Below are 18008 nucleotides of genomic sequence, written 5' to 3'. Positions count from 1 at the left end.
TCGGGATATGTCGTGGTTTGAAATAGGGATGCAAGTTAGCGTCCCTCGCCGGCTTTTACGTGTAACTGTGCTGGGAGTAGCGGCTTTTGGGATTCTGACCTCGTGCAGTAAAGAAAACGAAGCAGGCTGTTTCACCAGCACCGGCAATATTACCACGGAGCGGCGCGCCCTATCCCCCTTCCGCGTACTCACTACCTACGACAACATTACCGTTACCCTGGTGCAGGATAGCGAGACTTATGCCGAGGTGAGGGCGGGCAAAAACCTGCAGGAGGATATCCGGCTGGAAGTAACTGGCAATCAGATGATTATCCGCAACACCAGCCGCTGTAACTGGGTACGCCGCTACAACACGCCCCGCGAGGTAACCTTGCACACGCCCCGTATTCACGACGTATTTCTGCGCGGGCAGTCCGATATACAGACCGAGGGCACGTTCCGGGCCGATACGCTTTTTGCCCACCTCATCGGCTCCGGCGACTTTCGCCTCAACCTGCAGAGCCAGTATCTGAACATGGACCAGTACGAGTTGGGCGACATTTACCTGGAGGGCCGTACGCAGGAGTTGCACCTCACCATTGGCGGCAATGGCAGCACCTACGCCACTGACCTACCTACCAGCCGAATCTACCTGCGCGGTAATAGCTCCACCAATGGCAACGGCCATTTTACCGTTACGCAGGCGTTAGTGGGTACCCACGCGGGCACGGGCACCATATTTTACAGCGGTATCCCGGCCAGCAGCGCCACGTTGCAAATCACGGGTAAGGGCAAGCTGGTGCGGGAGTAAGGCACTGCTTCCCATGTACCTCACCAGTTTTAACTCAAGTTTTGTCTTTACCTCCTACTGACTGACAGCGTTTCGTTGGGCGGAAGTCTATCTGCTACAAGACCTCCGCCCAACTGAAAGCTTACAGGCCTACAAGTCTCCCAGTTGAGGGCGGATCAGCAGTTCTTCAATTACTGCCTGCGGTGAGAGGCTAAAGGTGCTGAAGATGGCTTCAGCCACGTCTTCGGCCTTTATAAATCGTTCGGCGGGTAGGTCGGTGCCTTCCCAGCTGGCCGTGAGGGTAGCGCCGGGCAGCACGGCCGTCACCCGTATATTGTGCTGCTTTAGCTCCTCGCGCAGGTTTTTGGTCATGCCCAGCAAGGCAAACTTGGCAATGCCATAGGAGCCCCCGTTGGGGTACGCCGTGAGGCTGGCCGTGGAGCAGATATTGAAGATATGCCCATTGCGGCGCGTGATAAGGCCGGGCAGCAGGGCCAGCGTCACGTCGTAGGCGCTGAGCAGGTTCACATCCAGCATTTGGCGCAGCTGCGAGCCATCGAGGGGCTCGTCTTGCAGCCGGCCCGGAATGAAGGAGCCAGTATTGTTGATAAGCACTTCTACCTGGCCCAGGCCACTCAAAAAGTCAGTGAAGCGGCGGGTTTCATTCTGCTGGCTTAAGTCGGCGGCGTGCGTGTGCAGTTGGGCAGCCGGCAGTTCAGCCACTACCGTTGTCTGTAGCTCCTGTAGGTCTTGGGCTGAGCGGGCACAGGTTGCTACCGGATAACCGGCGCGCAGAAACCTGAGTACCAGCGCCCGCCCAATTCCTTTGGTACCTCCCGTAATCACCACGATATTTTTTTGCATTCCTTTGATTGCTGAAACTGTTTTTACGTAAGTGAAGCGGGCAAGCTCTTCTATAGAATAGTCGTAGGCTTACCCGCCCGCAAGTACTCGCTTTTCCTCCTTCTCTGCCGCTTCTATGGTCAAGTCATTTGGCGAATTTCTGCTCTTCATTCAAAGTATGCTCTCCCGAAAGGAGCGTTTCGCGGTTCTCTGGAACCGCACTATTGATGAGTGCATCATTATTGGGGTAAACTCCATTTTCATTGTAGCTATTGTTTCAGCCTTTATCGGGGCCGTAACCTGCGTTCAGATTGCCTATAACCTAACCAACCCGCTCATCCCGAAGAGCACTATTGGGTATATGGTACGGGAAATGACCATCCTGGAATTGGCTCCTACTATTACCAGCATTGTACTGGCCGGCAAGGTGGGCTCCAGCATTGCAGGTGGCCTAGGCACCATGCGCATCACGGAGCAGGTTTCGGCTCTGGAAGTAATGGGCATTAACTCGGCCTCTTACCTGGTGCTACCCCGCATTATTGCGGCAATGCTCATGTTTCCGCTGCTGGTTGTTCTGGCCATGGCGCTGTCTATTATTGGTGGCTATCTGGCCGGCACGCTTACGGGCGCTATTTCTGCTCAGGAATATGTAGAAGGCATTCGCACTGACTTTATCGCCTACAACATTGTCTTCGCCCTGATTAAATCAGTGGTCTTTGCTTTCCTGGTATCCGCAATTTCAGCCTTCAAGGGGTATTTCACTCAGGGTGGCGCGCTGGAAGTTGGCGCCGCCAGTACTGATGCCGTTAATAACTCCATTATTGCTATCCTGATAGCTGACTTTGCACTGGCCGCCTTGTTGCTATAACCTCAGAAGCCCGAGGTGCACCCGCACGCTCACTCTCCGCTTCCAACTATCTGCTTTTCCCTATGATTGAAGTTCATAATATCCAGAAATCCTTCGATGGTAATCAGGTGCTGAAAGGCATCAATTGCACCTTCGAGACGGGCAAGTGCAACCTGCTGCTGGGCGGCTCGGGCACGGGTAAGTCGGTATTGCTGCAGTGCATTGTAGGCCTCATGAAGCCCGATATTGGCAGCATCACCTTTGATGGCACCGTGTTTACCAATAACAAGGTGGATATCAAGCAGGAAATCCGACGCAAAATTGGTATGCTGTTCCAAGGCTCGGCGCTGTTCGATTCCATGACAGTGGCCGAGAACGTAGAGTTTCCCCTCAAGATGCTCATGACCGAGATGAGCCGAGAAGAGCGCCAAGACAGGGTAGAATTTTGCCTCAAGCGCGTAGGTCTGGAAAATGCCGGTACTAAAATGCCTTCCGAAATTTCGGGGGGTATGAAGAAACGGGTTGGTATTGCCCGGGCCATTGCGCCCAATTGTACCTACCTTTTCTGCGACGAACCTAACTCGGGCCTCGACCCACTCACGAGTATCAAGATTGACGAGCTGATTCACGAAATCACACACGAGTACGGCATTACAACGGTAGTAGTAACCCACGATATGAACTCGGTAGTGGAAATCGGTGACCATATTATCTTCCTCTACAAAGGCCAGAAGCTCTGGGATGGCAACAAGGACGAAATTCTAAACGCCCAGGTACCAGAACTCAAAGAATTTATCTTCAGCAGCAGCCTCGTACGGGCCGCCAAGAAAGTAGACGACGAAATTCAGGGTGGCCTAGCTGCCGCCACCACCGACGAAGCCATCAACATCTAGTAATACCTACTCAGCCCAAAGGCCAAGGCCGGTTCAGGTACCTGAACCGGCCTTGGCCTTTGGGCTGAGTAGGTATTACTAGATGAGTAAGTATTAGTAGAATAGTTGCTGAGCGCAGGTATTGAATTCAACAACGTCTTCCGCTTTAAAACTGAGGCAATTACTTTGATCAACGGCGCCACCCCTCCCGGTATACCAGGTTCCCGATATGCGCCAAATGGTGTCGGCCATGCCAGGCGTACAGCACCAGCGCCTGGTCGAGGGTAAATGTGCGCTTGCTGCCGGGGTGGTAAAATGTGCGCTGCCACTGCGAGTCGGTGAGGTTACGCAACAGAAAGGTCCAGCGAATGTGAAGGGCCTCCAGCAGCGCCAGCGATACGGCTACGGGCGTAGCCTGGCTATCGGGCAGCTCAGCCCACAATTGCTCCTCATAGGGGCTTATAGTGGGTACCTCTTCCGTTAGCGCCAGCTTGAAGCGGACGTAGCTGTTCATGTGAGAATCGGGCAGGTGATGAATAACCTGGCGCACCGTCCAGCCGCCGGGCCGGTAAGGCGTGTCCAGTTGGACCGGAGTAAGGCCCGTTACCGCCGCTCGTACTTGGTCTGGAAGCAGGGCTATCTGGGCAATGTAGGCGGTGCGAGCTTCCCTATCCAACGTCTCGTCTGGTAAAACGGGGTAGCCAATAGGAAAGCGCAGGTCGGGAGCAGCAGGTGTCTCCATAAAACGAGGGAAATGGGTGAGTAAGCAGCAAAGTAACAACAAGCCGGCAGCATAGTCTACGCCATACTGGCCTAGCAAAAGAAACGGCTTCCCTGAACCAGAGAAGCCGTTTCTTTTGCTAGGCCAAGTGCCTTACCCGTTACGTTTGTTTAGCTCGTCGCGGATTTTAGCGGCTTTTTCGTAGTCCTCCTTTTCAAGGGCCTGAGCCAGCATTTTGGTCAGCTCATCCAAGGATACCTGCCCACTGGGCTCACGCTGCTCCACTTGAGGCGTGGCGGGGTCACCGCCGGGCGTGTCGTCATCGTCATCATCCTCATCGTCGGTGTCCTCATCGGCGTTTTCGTCGAGGTCTGACAGGATGATACCGGCTTCGCTAAGCACGCTTTCCACCGTGAAGATGGGCACCCCAAAGCGGAGGCCGATGGCAATGGCGTCGGAAGGGCGCGAATCCAACTCAAACGTTGTAGCCCCATCGGAGCACACAATCTTCGAGTAGAACACGCCTTCTTTGAGGTCGGAAATCAGAACCTCCAGCACTACCACGTGCACCTGCTCAGCAAAGGACTTGAACAGGTCATGCGTGAGCGGCCGGTTCGGGTTGATTTTCTCTATCTGAATGGCGATACTCTGCGCCTCAAACATGCCGATTATAATCGGCAAGCGCCGGTTGCCGGTCTTCTCGCCCAAAATAAGGGCGAATGAGCCAGACTGCGACTGGCTGGACGAGAGGCCCAGAATTTCGAGCTGAATTTTTTTCACCAGGGAACGTACTGATTTCTGAAGTATTAGACCTTGCCGTACTGACTATACGAAAGTGCTAAGCAATTGACGAAAAAGCGAGTTTTTCGAGAAGTAATAGCCATTTCGAGGTATCAGAGTGGCCTAGCCCAGTTCCTTGACGGCCTGGGTTAGTTTGGGCAATACGTCAAAAACGTCGCCTACGATGCCGTAATCAGCAGCTTTGAAGAAAGGGGCCTCCGGATCTTTGTTGATTACCACGATAACCTTCGACGAGTTTACGCCGGCCAAGTGCTGAATAGCCCCCGAGATACCGCAGGCAATATATAGGTTCGGCGACACGGTAATGCCGGTCTGGCCTACGTGCTCGTGGTGAGGGCGCCAGTCAACGTCTGAAACGGGTTTGGAGCAAGCCGTAGCGGCCCCCAGGGCCTTTGCCAGATCCTCAATGAGGTTCCAGTTTTCGGGGCCTTTCATACCACGGCCACCAGACACTACTTTGTCGGCTTCGGGCAGTAGTACGCCGCCGGTCTGCTCCTGCATAACTACCTGCTTAGGCGCATCAGCAAAGTCGGCATCCGTGAGCTGAGCCGAGAACGACTCAACCTGGGCGGTTTTGCCAGCCTCGTGCAGGGCCTCAATGGAGTTCTTCTTCACGGCCAGAATCTTCCGGTCGCCGCTCAGCACCACATCAGCAAAAGCTTTGCCCGAGAAGGCGCCGCGCTTCACCGTAAACTGGCCGCCGTCGTTCTTAGGCAGCTCTACTACGTTGGTAGCCAAGCTGGCCTGCAACCGCACTGACAGGCGCGAGCCTACGGCAGCGCCAATGTTGGAGTTAGCCAGTACAATAACTTTAGAGTCTTCCTGCTGCGCGGCGGCAGCAATCAGCTTGGTATAGGCACCGTTCACGAAGTCCTTGAGGCGGGGCTCCGCGTCATACAGCACCTTCGTGATGCCTTGCTCGCCCAACTGGGCCAGGTTGGCTTCGGTGGCTTCACCTACGGCAATGGCCGTGGCGGTGGTGCCGAGCAGCTGTGCTACCTGGCTACCATAAGAGGCCACTTCCAATGAGGATTTCTTTACCTCACCGCCGTCACATTCAACAACAACTAGTACAGACATTTTCTGAGAGGTTAGAGTACAGAGCTAAGAACTTAGATGGAGCGTTTCCATGGCCTCTGAGCGCCACCAGTGAACGGTGGACTTCAGACTAGGCTCTAAGTTCCAGAATCTCAGTTCTGAGTTAGATTACTTTCGCTTCGTTGCGCAGGAGCTTAATCAGCTCGCCGGCATTTTCAGCGGGGATGAGCTTCACGCCTTCCTTCTTGGGAGGCAACGCGTATGCGGCTACTTCGGTGCGAGGAGCATCGCCCACGGGCTCTACTACTTTCAGGGGCTTGGTGCGGGCCGTCATGATGCCGCGCATGTTGGGAATGCGGGGCTCGCACATAGGCTGCTGGCAGGAAGCCACGAAAGGCGTATTCACTTCCACGATTTCTTTGCCGCCTTCAATCTCACGCTCCAGCGTGGCCGTGTTGCCGCTCATATCGAGCTTCATGGCGGGAGCAACCGTCGGGATACCGAGCAGCTCGCCAACCATGCCGTGTACCTGGAAGCCATTATAATCAATGCTTTCCTTGCCCATCAGAATCACGTCATAGCCGCCATCTTTGGCGATGCTGGCAATCTGCTGCGCTACGAAAAAAGCATCTTTAGGGAAAGCATTCACGCGGATAGCGTCGTCGGCGCCAATGGCCAACGCTTTGCGAATATTTGGTTCGGTATCGGCCTCACCTACGTTCAGCACCGTAACAGTACCGCCGCCTTGAGCTTCCTTTAGCTCAATGGCGCGAGTGAGGGCATACTCATCCCAGGGATTAATAACGAATTGCACGCCGGCCTTGTTGAACTCCTTATTATCGGGCGTGAAGGCAATTTTAGTGGTCGTGTCGGGCACGTTGCTGATGCAAACGAGAAACTTCATCTACGGCTGCTTGTGGTGGAGAAACTAGGGGAAAGTCCCAAATTTGGGGCGAAGATACTGAAAATACTACCTGATGGAAACCAAGCCAAGCCGCTTACAACAACTGCTCGCCTTCCTGGAAGACGACCCCAACGACCCGTTTACCATCTACGCCATTGCTACGGAATACCGCGAAACGGAGCCAGAAAGGGCCATGGAGTACTATAATAGGCTGCTTGCCGAGCATCCGGACTACGTGGGTACGTACTACCACGCCGGCAAGATGCTGGAGCACTTACAGAAGCCAGATGAAGCCGAAAAAGTTTACCGATTGGGCCTTTCTACTGCGCGCCGGGCTGGGCAAATGCACGCGGCCAGCGAGCTACAGCAAGCCCTAAACCAGTGCCTGGGGCTAGATTACGAAGACGACTAACTGGCCTAGGAGCCACTAACACAAGCTGCCAAGTAGTAACCACTCACTCTATGGCCAGGTGGTGTGACCCTGCGTTTTTTTTCGGCCCGAAATAAACTTAGTGCTCGGGGTTAAATAATCTTTGCCTTTACCCACATATGAAGATCCTGCTTGTTGAGGATGAACCCAAAGTTTCGGCATTTATCAAGCGCGGCTTAGAGGAAGAAGGCTTTGAGGTGGAAGTGGCTTACGATGGCCGCTTTGGCTTGCAACTGGCCCTGGCCCACTCCTATGAGTTGATCATTTTGGATGTCATTCTTCCCTATCGCAGTGGCCTAGAGGTGCTGGAGGGCTTACGCAAGCACGACCAGCAGACCCCTGTGCTCATGCTTACGGCCCTTGGCACCACCCAGGATAAGCTACACGGCTTCGGGGGCGGTGCCGACGACTACCTCGTGAAGCCCTTCGACTTCCCCGAACTGGTGGCACGAGTGCGGGCCCTCACCCGGCGCCACGGCCAACAGGTGAAAAGCGCGCTTATCACCTTCGAGGACCTCACCCTTGACACTGCCGCCAAGACCGTCATTCGTGATGGGCACCCGATTAAGCTTACAGCCCGGGAATTTGGGTTATTAGAGCTTTTTATGCGCCACCCAGGGCGGGTGCTGAGCCGGGCAGAAATTGCGAGCGACGTATGGGAAGACTCATTTGATGCGGGCTCCAATGTGGTGGACGTGTACGTGAACTACTTGCGCAACAAGGTAGACAAAGGCTACTCTCAGAAGCTGCTGCATACGGTAGTGGGCATGGGCTACGTACTTAGGGTACAGGAGGAGTAGGAGTAAGAAGCCGTAATTGTACCATGGTGAAGTTGGCTATACCAGCTACCAACCACCCATCTAGAACGGCCAAGACTACTCTGACTACGTCTGTAGTAAGTTCACGACTTTATTAGTCCCCTCTGTCCGCATGACCATCCGCAACCGTCTGACGTGGCTATTTTTGGGTTTGGTGGCTTTCATTCTACTGGCAGCCATGTCGGTGGTGTATATTCTGCAGGCCGACTATACCCACGAGGAGTTTCACCAGCGCCTCCGTGACCGGGCCGAGGTGACGGGCTACGTGTTTCTGGAGCAAGATGAACTACGGGCCGATGCCTTCCGGGCCTTTCAGCACCGCTACCTGCGCACTCTTACCGGAGAAGTACTGCAGATATATGATTCTCAGCTTCGGCCTCGCTTCATTGAAGAGGACCGGCGCATCAAAATTCCAGCGCGTATTCTGGCCCGTATTCTGACTGAGAAAGAAGTGTACTTTGATCTGGGGCCGCGGCAGGCAGTGGGCCTTTTTTACAATGATAACCAAGGGCAGTACATCATTGTAGCCGCGGCCGAAAACCACTCGGGTGCTGCCCGATTAAGGTATCTGGCTACCATTCTGTTCGGCATATTTGTGCTGAGCCTGGTGGTGATTTACGTAGCAGGGCGGGTTTTTGCGGGGCGGGCCCTGGCTCCCATTGCCGCAGTAAACGACCAGGTAGACCGCATTACGGCCCAAGACCTGCATCTGCGCGTAAACGAGGCCATCAGCAATGAGCAAGATGAGCTTACGCGCCTGGCCCGCACTTTCAACCGGATGCTTGAGCGCCTGGAGGATGGCTTTGAAACCCAACGGACTTTTGTGAGCAACGCCTCGCATGAGCTGCGCACGCCCCTCACGGCTACCATTGGAGAGTTGCAGGTGCTGCTGACCCGCGACCGGGACCCTGCCTATTATCGGGAAGGTCTGGCCTCGGTGCTGCACGAGCTTCAGCAGATGAAGTCGTTAATAAATAACCTGTTGGAGCTAACGCAAGCCAGCTCCGGTAATGCCACCGGCGACAATATCCGGCTGGATGAGTTGCTGTGGGAAGCCCGTGAAGCCGTGGAGCCCGCTCAGCGCCGCCGCGTGCAGATTACGCTAGGGGAGTTGCCAGAGCAGTCGGAGCTTCTGGAAGTACACGGCAACCGCCAATTATTAACCAGAGCCATTATTAATCTATTTGATAATGCGCTTAAATACTCTGGGCCAGAGCAGCCCGTGCAGGTGGAGTTTGCTTACCGAGCCGGCCACAGCTACTTACGTATTCAGGACCGGGGCATTGGTATTGGAGAAAAAGAACTCCCGCAGATTTTCCAGCCTTTTTTCCGAGCTGACAACGCTCGTGGTATTATAGGGCACGGCGTTGGCCTCCCCCTCGCCCGCCGCATTGTAGAGCTGCACGGTGGTTCATTGCACATAACCTCGCAGCTAGGCCAGGGTACCGTAGCGGAAGTACGCTTTTAAATGCCGTTAAACTGAAATTCCGGTAGCTACTTACCAGTGTTAGCGTATTCTAATCAGTTTCTAATTTATTTCTAACCGGGCTCTAATATGCGGGCCGTAAGCTTGTAGGATACACCTCCTACGCCTTATGAACCGTATTCTGCCCCTTCCCTATTTCCTGTTTTTCCCCTTCAGCCTGGGCCTGTTCAGCAGTTGCTCACCAGCAGAACCCACAACTTTTGTTCCAGCCGAAGTGCCGCCTGGTTTATCGGCCGCCGTGCTGGCTCAGGTTAATACCGATAGCGTACGCCTGACCCCTCTACGGTTCGATTTGCACCTGGAGGGCCGGGTGGTACCCAATGCTGACCGCACTACCGAAGTATTCCCACTGGTGGGAGGCCTAATTGAGCGCGTGCCCGTGGCCCTCGGCGACCGGGTAGTGCGCGGGCAGGTGCTGGCCATTATTCATAGCCCCCACATGCCTGAGCTGGCCCAGCAGCGCACGGAGGCCCAAGTGGATTTGACTACGGCTCAGCAACGATTGGCCGCCGCCACCAGTCTGCACCATGATGGCCTAGCCTCTGCTCAGGAGCTGACAATTGCCCGCGCAGCCCTGCAAAGGGCTCAGAGTGAGCTTACCCGCCTGCAACGGCAACTGGAAGTGTATGGCCCCGAGGATAGGCGGTATATACTGCGTGCGCCTCAGGCGGGCATCATCACGGAGAAAAATGCCACCGAGGGTATGCAGTTTGCGCCGGAGCAGGTGGGCAGTTTGTTTACCCTCACCGACCTCAGCGACGTGTGGGTAATGGCTCATGTGTTTCAATCTGACATAGAGAAAGTGCAGACTGGCCTACCGGTAGAAATACGTACTCTAAGCTACCCCAATCAAGTATTTACGGGCAAGGTAGACCGGGTTTTTAACCTGCTGAACCCCGATAGTAAGACCCTGCAGGTACGAGTGCGCCTTGCCAACCCCCACCACCTGCTTAAGCCCGGAATGTATGCCCGCCTGCGCTTACAGCATACCACGGCTGAGCAGCTGCCTGCCGTGCCCTCTGCTAGTTTGGTATTTGCCAATGGGAAGCGGTACGCCCTGGTATTGCAAGAAAATCAGCAGGTTGAAACCCGCTCGGTAGCAGTACAGCATGCCAGCGGGGGCCTTAGCTTTTTGAGCAGTGGCCTAGCGCCCGGCGAGCGGGTTATCAACAGCAACCCTCTGCTTTTATATAAAGAGTTGAACGACTAGAGCACGGTGCTACCCTTGGCTTGAGCCATGCTTCTGCCCAAGGCCCAAGTAACCCTGCGTGCTGTACACTATACCCGTACCCTGCCAGTGGGTCTGCCGGGCTATGGCCACCTGCCAGCGAGAGCTGCAGCAACTGACTGCACGCGACAAATACACTGCAATAGCAGAAGCAAAAACCGGTGTATTAACGCAAAAAGACGCTTTTGAAAATATTTTGGTTTTCTAATCTGTTTCTAATTCACCTCTAATTCGGGCCTAATACTGCCACAGTACACTTGCATATCCCTACATCGAAACCAGGATATGCAACGCTTTCTTTTGATACTGACAGTGCTTTCGCTGTTAGGCTCTTCTCCCCTCCTCGCTGCTCCCTCCAGCACCGATACCGTGCGCCTCACCTTACCCGAGGCCGAGCAACGCTTTACCCAAAACAACCTGAACCTGCTGGCCCAGCGCTATAACGTATCGGCGGCCGAAGCGCAGATTCTGCAGGCAAAGCTCTGGGACAACCCCACTATTGCCATTGAGCAGAACACCTACAATCCGCAAACCCATCGGGTGCTGGATGTTACCAAAACCGGCAACTCAATTGTGCAGGTACAACAGCTTTTTGCTATTGCGGGGCGGCGCAAGGCCGCTACTGGCGTAGCACAGCAAAATGCACTGGCGGAGCAGTTCAACTTTGAGGACCTGCTGCGCACCCTGCGCTATCAGCTCCGCAGCACCTATTACGATCTGTACTACAAGCAGCAGAGCGTGGGCGTGTATGACAAGGAAGTGGCCAGCTTTCAGCGAACTGTGAACCTCTACCAGGGCCAGTATAACAAAGGCAATATTGCGCTCAAGGAGGTCATTCGCCTGAAAGCCTTTCTGTTCCAGCTCCGTAATGAGCGCCAAGCCCTGCTGAATGATATAGCCTCGGAGCAGGCCGACTTACGCATTTTAATGCGCGACTCCAGCGGCACGTATTATGTGGTCACCGCCGATGAGCAGCGCCTGAGAGGCCTAAGCCTAGCTGGCCGCAGCGAAGAGCAGCTCATAGACTCTGCACAGGTGAACCGCGCCGACCTGATGGCGCGCCAGGCCACTGTGCAGCAGCAAACCTTAAACCTACGCTACCAACGCGCACTCGCTACCCCCGACCTGGCAGTAGGCTACGTGTATGATCGGGCCGGCAACTATATCCAAAATTACAACGCCGTAACGCTGGGAATTGCCGTGCCCCTTTTCAACCGCAACCAAGGCAACATCCGGACCGCTCAAAGCCAGATTGAGGTCAGTAAGGCGCAGCTCAGCCAGCAGCAGTTGGTTGTGCAAAACGATGTGCAGGAAGCCTGGCGCCAGGCCCGCCAAACCGACCAGCTTTTTCAGAGCGCCGACCGCGAAACCGGTGACTTCGACCGCCTCATGAAGGGCATTGATGAGAGCTACGCCAAGCGCAACCTCACCATTGTGGAGTTCCTGGATTTCTATGAAAGCTACAAGAACAACCTCGTGCAGCTCAATAACCTGCGGGCCAGCCGCGTGCGGGCTTTTGAACAACTCAACTACGCCGTGGGCCGCCCGGTGTTCAATGCCAAGTAACCATGCGCGCTATTTCTCCTACCTCCTCCCCTACCTATTTCTCTGCTGTCATGCTGCCTCGCTTTGCCACCCTGGCCACTACCCTGGCCCTACCGCTCGCCCTGGGATTGACGAGCTGCTCTAAAACGGAAGACGCCGACGCCCCCCAGAAAGCGGAGGCCGGCTTCACGATGTCGGACCAGATGCTGCGGGAGTTGAAGATTGATACGGTGCATGCCACTCCCGTCCGCAACGAGTTGGTACTCTCCGGCCAGATTGCTTCTGACGGCGACAAGACCGTGAAAGTGTACCCGCTGGTGGGTGGCGTAGTGGAGCAGCTTAGCGTGGAGCTGGGCGACCACGTGACCAAAGGCCAGGTCTTGGCCGTGATTAAAAGCGGCGAGATTGCCGACCTGCAAAACCAGAGCAACAGCGCCGGCACCGACTTCGACATTGCTCGCAAAAATCTCGCGGTGCTGGAAGATCAGTACGCGGCAGGCCTAGCCTCAGAGCGCGATGTAAGCCTGGCCCGCCAGGAGCTGCGCAAAGCGCAGGGCAACGTGGGCAAGAGCCGCAAGCAGCTCAGCGTGTACGGCGTATCGGCGGATGGCACCTATACGCTCCGGGCCCCCATTTCAGGCTTTATCACCGAGAAAAATGTAACCGACCACATGCAGTTCAACGCTGATAACGTGGGCAACCTTTTCACGGTCAGCAACCTCGACGACGTCTGGATTATGGCCAACGTGTTCGAGTCGGACATTGCCAAGGTGCAGGAAGGGTACGCGGCCGATGTCACTACCCTCTCCTACCCTGATAAGCACTTCACGGGCCGCATTGATAAAGTATTTAACGTGCTTGATCCGGAGAGCAAGGTGATGAAAGTGCGGGTGCGCCTCAGTAATCCTGGTTATCTGCTCAAACCCGAGATGTACGCCCAGATTAAGGTGGAAAATACTGAAAGCAATAAAATGCTGGCTGTGCCTGCCAAGTGCGTGGTGTTTGATAAAGACCGCAACTTCGTGCTGGTGTTCAAAGACCGCCACCACGTGGAAACCCGCGAAGTGCAAATTGCCAAAACTGTGGGCGACGTCAGCTACGTGCAGTCTGGCCTGAAAGATGGCGAACAGGTAATTGCCCAAAACCAACTGCTGGTCTACGACGAGTTGAACGATTAACGGTGTCTTGGGCCTTGGACGCGGTTCATCCGGCTCAGCCTGGCTCCATTGCCCACGGGAGCAACAACCCTGCATACTGCGGGGCATTACCTCCCGCCCCACAACCAAGACTCTAAGTCCTTAAGATTCCAAGACCCTAACCATGAATAAATTCATTCAGGGCATCATTGCCTTTTCGCTCAAAAACCGGGGCTTCGTGTTCCTGATGACCCTCCTGACCATTATTGCGGGGGTTATGAGCTACCGGAACACGCCTATCGAGGCCTTCCCGGACGTAACGAACACCGAAATCACCATTATTACGCAGTGGCCTGGTCGCTCAGCCGAGGAGATTGAGAAGTTTGTAACGGCGCCGATTGAAATTGCCCTCAACCCGGTGCAAAAGAAAACGAGCATCCGCTCCACAACCCTATTTGGGCTGTCGGTGGTGAAGGTGATTTTTGACGATGGCGTGGATGATGCCTTTGCGCGCGTGCAGGTCAACAATTTGCTCTCCCAGGCCGACCTGCCCGAGGGTGCTGACCCGGATGTGCAGCCGCCTTACGGCCCAACCGGTGAAATCTTCCGGTACACGCTCAAAAGCAAGAACAAGACTACCCGCGAGCTGAAAACGCTGCAAGACTGGGTAGTAGAGCGTAACCTGAAAGCCGTGCCCGGCGTGGCCGATGTTAACAGCTTCGGTGGTGAGGTAAAGGACTACGAAATCAGCGTGAACCCCAGCAAGCTACAGGACCTGGGCCTTACTCCCCTGGACCTCTACAATGCCATTCAGCGCTCCAACATCAACGTGGGCGGCGACGTAATAAACCAGGGCCAGCAGAACTATGTGGTGCGGGGCATTGGCCTTCTGAACAATATCTCCGACCTCAATAACACCGTCATTAAAAACGTGAACGGAGCACCCATTCTGGTAAAGGATGTGGCTATTGTGCACGAGTCGGCGCTGCCGCGGCTGGGCCGCGTGGGCCGGGGCCTGCACGACGACGTGCTGGAAGGCATTGTGGTGATGCGAAAAGGCGAAAACCCCTCAGAGGTTATTGCCCGCCTGAAGGATAAGGTGGCTGATCTGAACGAGAAAATTCTGCCGTCTGATGTCAAGATCCAGACCTTCTACGACCGGCAGCAGCTCATTGACTTCTCCACCGAAACGGTAATCCATAACCTGCTGGAAGGCATTGTGCTGGTAACGGTTATTGTGTTCGTGTTCATGGCCGACTGGCGCACCACCATTATCGTGTCGGTTATTATTCCGCTGGCACTGCTGTTTGCTTTCATCTGCCTGCGGCTAAAGGGCATGTCGGCCAACCTGCTGAGCATGGGCGCCATTGACTTCGGTATTATCATTGATGGGGCCGTGGTGATGGTGGAAGGCCTGTTTGTTGCCCTCGACCATAAGGCCCATAAAACGGGCATGGAGCGCTTCAACAAGCTGGCTAAGCTAGGCCTCATCAAGAAGACCGGCCGCGACATGGGTAAGGCTATCTTCTTCTCCAAGGCCATCATCATTACGGCGCTGCTGCCCATTTTCTCTTTCGAGAAAGTAGAGGGCAAAGTATTCTCCCCCCTGGCCTGGACGCTGGGCTTTGCCCTGCTGGGCGCCCTAATTTTCACGCTCACGCTGGTGCCCGTACTCACCTCACTACTGCTGAAAAAGAACGTGGTAGAGAAGGATAACTTCTTTGTGCGCGGCATCAACCGGGGCGCGCAGCGTTTCTTCGCCTTCACCTACGCCCGCAAAACTGCCAGCTTGCTGGTAGCCGCGGTGGCCGTAGTGCTGGGCCTGGGTTGCTTCCACTTCCTGGGCTCAGAGTTTTTGCCTGAGCTGAATGAAGGTTCCATCTATGTGCGGGCGCAGTTGCCGCTGAGCATTTCCCTAGAAGAGAGCAACAAGCTGTGCAATGAAATGCGCCGCGTGTTTTTGTCGTTTCCTGAGGTAGGTGACGTGGTCAGCCAAACCGGCCGCCCCAATGATGGCACCGACCCCACGGGCTTCTACAACAACGAGTTTCTGGTGCAGCTCAAGCACACCCCGGAGGTGGAAGCTGAGATGAAACACCAGGATAAGCGCGAAGCCCTGATTGCCCATATGAAGGAGCAGCTCAACCGCTTCCCCGGTGTAGACTTCAACTTCTCGCAGCCCATCACCGACAACGTGGAAGAAGCTGCCTCGGGCGTAAAGGGCTCTATTGCCGTAAAAATTTACGGCACCGATTTGAAGCTGATGGAAGAAAAGGGCCGCCAGGTATACGGTGTTCTGAAGAACATTAAAGGCATTGATGACCTGGGCGTGCTGCGCAACATTGGCCAGCCTGAGCTGCACGTAGAGCTTGATGAAGGCCGCATGGCCAGCTACGGGGTAAGCAAAGCCGACGCCAACGCCGTACTCGAAATGGCTGTGGGCGGTAAGCAGGCCTCACAGATGTACGAGGGCGAGCGGAAGTTCCCCATCCGGGTGCGCTACCAGGAGCAGTTCCGCCAGAGCCCCCAGGAAATTGCGGCCCTAATGGTGCCCACCCAGAACGGCAAAACCATTCCGCTCTCCGAAATTGCGACCATTGGGGAAGTAAATGGCCCCTCACTTATCTACCGCGACGATAACCAGCGCTTCTCTGCCGTGAAGTTCTCCATTAGGGGCCGCGATATGGGCAGCACCATTGAGGAAGCTCAAAAAAAGGTAAACCAGGTGGTGAGCCTGCCCAAGGGCTATACCATGAAATGGACTGGCGACTTTGAAAACCAGCGCCGCGCTACTCAGCGTCTGGGCCAGGTAGTGCCGGTTTCGCTGGCTCTTATTTTCTTCATTCTGTTCATATTGTTTGGCAACCTGAAGGATGCGGGCCTGGTGCTGCTCAATGTGCCGTTTGCCATTATCGGGGGCATTGCGGCGCTGCTCATCACTCACACCAACTTCAGCATCTCGGCTGGCATCGGCTTTATTGCGCTATTCGGTATCTGCATCCAGAATGGGGTAATCCTGATTTCAGTGTTCAAGCAAAACATGCTCCGGAAGATGAACCTCGACCGCAGCATTGCCGATGGCGTGACAAGCCGGGTGCGCCCCGTGGTGATGACGGCCCTGATGGCTACCATTGGTCTGATGCCTGCTGCCATGAGCACTGGCATTGGCTCAGAAACCTCTAAGCCACTTGCCATTGTGGTGATTGGGGGCCTGATAACGGGCACCATCCTGACGCTGTTTATCTTTCCCCTGATCTTCGAGCGAACCTATCGCGCCCAGCACACCCACTACGGCGACGATCCGGCTCTACACCCCGAGCAGCAGCATATGCTTGTACACTAATATCTAAGCAAAAAGTCTGGCCAACTGGCTGGGCTTTTTGCTTTATAAACGCGAAGCTGACAGGCCTACCTGAAAGCTATCTGGCTTATCAATACCCGGCAAGCGGATGCTTATAAGTATCTTAACCAAGATTATCCTTTAACTGCAACTGCCTCATTTCATGTCCCAGCAACCTACATTCTGGCCAGCCCTGCCCGCTTCTGAATGGGCCGATACCATGGTTACCCTGCATATGTGGACGCAGATTGTGGGCAAGATCCGGCTGGCCCAAACACCACTGGTAAACCACTGGTGGAACGTGCCGCTCTACGTAACGGCCCGGGGCCTGACCACGTCGGCCATGCCGTATGCGGAGCGCAATTTTCAGATTGATTTTGACTTCATTAACCACCAGCTCATCATCAGCTGCAGCGACGGGGCCGAACGGCGGCTAGGCCTGGTGCCGCGCTCTGTGGCAGCCTTCTACCGCGAAGTGATGGCGCTGCTAGGCCAGTTGGGCATCAGCGTGAAGATCTGGCCGGTGCCGGTGGAGCTCGAACACCCCATTCCCTTTGCCGAGGATGAGCAGCACGCCAGCTACGACCCCGCCGCCGCGCAGCGGTTCTGGCGCAGCCTCACCCTGATTGCGCCGGTGCTGGAATCGTTCCGGGGGCAATTCATTGGCAAGTGTAGCCCCGTGCATTTTTTCTGGGGCAGCTTCGATCTGGCCGTTACGCGTTTCTCAGGGCGCCTGGCGCCACCCCGCGAGGGCGCCGACTCTATTACCGTAGAGGCCTATTCGCACGAGGTTATCAGTCATGGCTTCTGGCCGGGCGGCAATGGGCAGGAGGCCGCCTTCTACGCCTACTCTGCCCCACCCCCTGCGGGCTTCGCGGAGGCGTCGGTGCAGCCTGCTGAGGCTTACTACAACGCGGAGCTAGGCGAATTCCTGCTACCCTACGAGGCCGTTCGGCGGGTGCCGGACCCAGCCGAGCACCTGCGCCAGTTCCTGCAAAGCACCTACGATGCTGGCGCCACGTTAGGCCACTGGGACCGAGCATTATTGGAACGGTAGCCCCTGTTTTAGCCTGTTTGGCAGCTGGGTAGCAATGAGCACGGTAGCTTGCATCTGCGCCTATGTGCCAGCTAAAGCAGCTAGGCCACTCAACAGGGAAACTAGAAAAGCCGACGTGAGGAAAGCACCTAGCGCTTGCTAGGCAAACTCTTGCGCAAACCGCAGCATCTGTG

At 55.3% G+C, this 18008-nt stretch carries 16 protein-coding genes; 11 read left to right on the top strand and 5 right to left on the bottom strand.

Features of this window, described 5'->3' with window-relative positions; all coding sequences use genetic code 11:
• Positions 1-7 precede the first annotated feature (7 nt).
• Positions 8-790, top strand: a complete 783-nt coding sequence (locus HMJ29_RS15050) for a GIN domain-containing protein (protein WP_171592261.1) — start codon at positions 8-10, stop codon at positions 788-790.
• Between the two features lie 129 nt (positions 791-919).
• Here the strand turns inward: HMJ29_RS15050 and HMJ29_RS15045 are convergent, their stop codons facing one another.
• Positions 920-1633 carry an SDR family oxidoreductase gene (locus HMJ29_RS15045; protein ID WP_171592260.1) on the bottom strand — a complete coding sequence of 238 codons (714 nt, stop codon included), beginning with the start codon at positions 1631-1633 and terminating at the stop codon, positions 920-922.
• Between the two features lie 157 nt (positions 1634-1790).
• Between HMJ29_RS15045 and HMJ29_RS15040 the strand changes: the two genes are divergently transcribed.
• On the top strand, positions 1791-2480 hold the full coding sequence (locus HMJ29_RS15040) for an MlaE family ABC transporter permease (protein ID WP_410780014.1): 690 nt from the start codon (positions 1791-1793) through the stop codon (positions 2478-2480).
• 62 nt (positions 2481-2542) lie between these two features.
• A complete protein-coding gene (locus tag HMJ29_RS15035) occupies positions 2543-3352 on the top strand; it encodes an ABC transporter ATP-binding protein (protein ID WP_171592258.1) in 810 nt (269 codons plus the stop codon).
• Positions 3353-3521: 169 nt separating this feature from the next.
• Here HMJ29_RS15035 and HMJ29_RS15030 read toward each other — a convergent pair whose 3' ends face one another.
• The 4 genes from HMJ29_RS15030 to HMJ29_RS15015 all read right to left on the bottom strand — a co-directional run bounded on the left by HMJ29_RS15030 (position 3522) and on the right by HMJ29_RS15015 (position 6795).
• Positions 3522-4073 carry a YfiT family bacillithiol transferase gene (locus HMJ29_RS15030; RefSeq protein WP_171592257.1) on the bottom strand — a complete coding sequence of 184 codons (552 nt, stop codon included), beginning with the start codon at positions 4071-4073 and terminating at the stop codon, positions 3522-3524.
• Between the two features lie 132 nt (positions 4074-4205).
• Complete coding sequence (locus HMJ29_RS15025) at positions 4206-4832, bottom strand: bifunctional nuclease family protein (protein ID WP_171592256.1); 627 nt, start codon at positions 4830-4832, stop codon at positions 4206-4208.
• A gap of 123 nt (positions 4833-4955) precedes the next feature.
• Positions 4956-5933, bottom strand: coding sequence for an electron transfer flavoprotein subunit alpha/FixB family protein (locus HMJ29_RS15020; RefSeq protein WP_171592255.1), 978 nt, complete (start codon positions 5931-5933; stop codon positions 4956-4958).
• Between the two features lie 121 nt (positions 5934-6054).
• The gene (locus tag HMJ29_RS15015; protein ID WP_171592254.1) at positions 6055-6795 is read right to left on the bottom strand and encodes an electron transfer flavoprotein subunit beta/FixA family protein; all 741 of its coding nucleotides are present in this window, start codon (positions 6793-6795) and stop codon (positions 6055-6057) included.
• A gap of 73 nt (positions 6796-6868) precedes the next feature.
• Here HMJ29_RS15015 and HMJ29_RS15010 point away from each other — a divergent pair, with 73 nt between their 5' ends.
• The 8 genes from HMJ29_RS15010 to HMJ29_RS14975 all read left to right on the top strand — a co-directional run bounded on the left by HMJ29_RS15010 (position 6869) and on the right by HMJ29_RS14975 (position 17835).
• On the top strand, positions 6869-7207 hold the full coding sequence (locus HMJ29_RS15010; protein WP_171592253.1) for a tetratricopeptide repeat protein: 339 nt from the start codon (positions 6869-6871) through the stop codon (positions 7205-7207).
• A gap of 137 nt (positions 7208-7344) precedes the next feature.
• Positions 7345-8025 (top strand): response regulator, encoded by a 681-nt coding sequence (locus tag HMJ29_RS15005; protein WP_171592252.1) that lies wholly within the window; start codon positions 7345-7347, stop codon positions 8023-8025.
• A gap of 130 nt (positions 8026-8155) precedes the next feature.
• Complete coding sequence (locus tag HMJ29_RS15000) at positions 8156-9511, top strand: sensor histidine kinase (RefSeq protein ID WP_171592251.1); 1356 nt, start codon at positions 8156-8158, stop codon at positions 9509-9511.
• Between the two features lie 127 nt (positions 9512-9638).
• The gene (locus HMJ29_RS14995) at positions 9639-10739 is read left to right on the top strand and encodes an efflux RND transporter periplasmic adaptor subunit (RefSeq protein ID WP_171592250.1); all 1101 of its coding nucleotides are present in this window, start codon (positions 9639-9641) and stop codon (positions 10737-10739) included.
• Between the two features lie 303 nt (positions 10740-11042).
• On the top strand, positions 11043-12323 hold the full coding sequence (locus HMJ29_RS14990) for a TolC family protein (protein ID WP_171592249.1): 1281 nt from the start codon (positions 11043-11045) through the stop codon (positions 12321-12323).
• A 2-nt stretch (positions 12324-12325) separates the two neighbouring features.
• Positions 12326-13480: an efflux RND transporter periplasmic adaptor subunit gene (locus tag HMJ29_RS14985; protein WP_244679201.1), complete on the top strand. Its 1155-nt coding sequence runs from the start codon at positions 12326-12328 to the stop codon at positions 13478-13480.
• Positions 13481-13622: 142 nt separating this feature from the next.
• Positions 13623-16781 carry an efflux RND transporter permease subunit gene (locus tag HMJ29_RS14980; RefSeq protein WP_171592248.1) on the top strand — a complete coding sequence of 1053 codons (3159 nt, stop codon included), beginning with the start codon at positions 13623-13625 and terminating at the stop codon, positions 16779-16781.
• A 160-nt stretch (positions 16782-16941) separates the two neighbouring features.
• Complete coding sequence (locus HMJ29_RS14975) at positions 16942-17835, top strand: DUF5996 family protein (RefSeq protein WP_171592247.1); 894 nt, start codon at positions 16942-16944, stop codon at positions 17833-17835.
• Positions 17836-18008 lie beyond the last annotated feature (173 nt).

This window comes from Hymenobacter taeanensis, from assembly GCF_013137895.1.
Classification (GTDB): Bacteria; Bacteroidota; Bacteroidia; order Cytophagales; family Hymenobacteraceae; genus Hymenobacter; species Hymenobacter taeanensis.
This window is presented reverse-complemented; position numbering and strand designations above follow the sequence as displayed.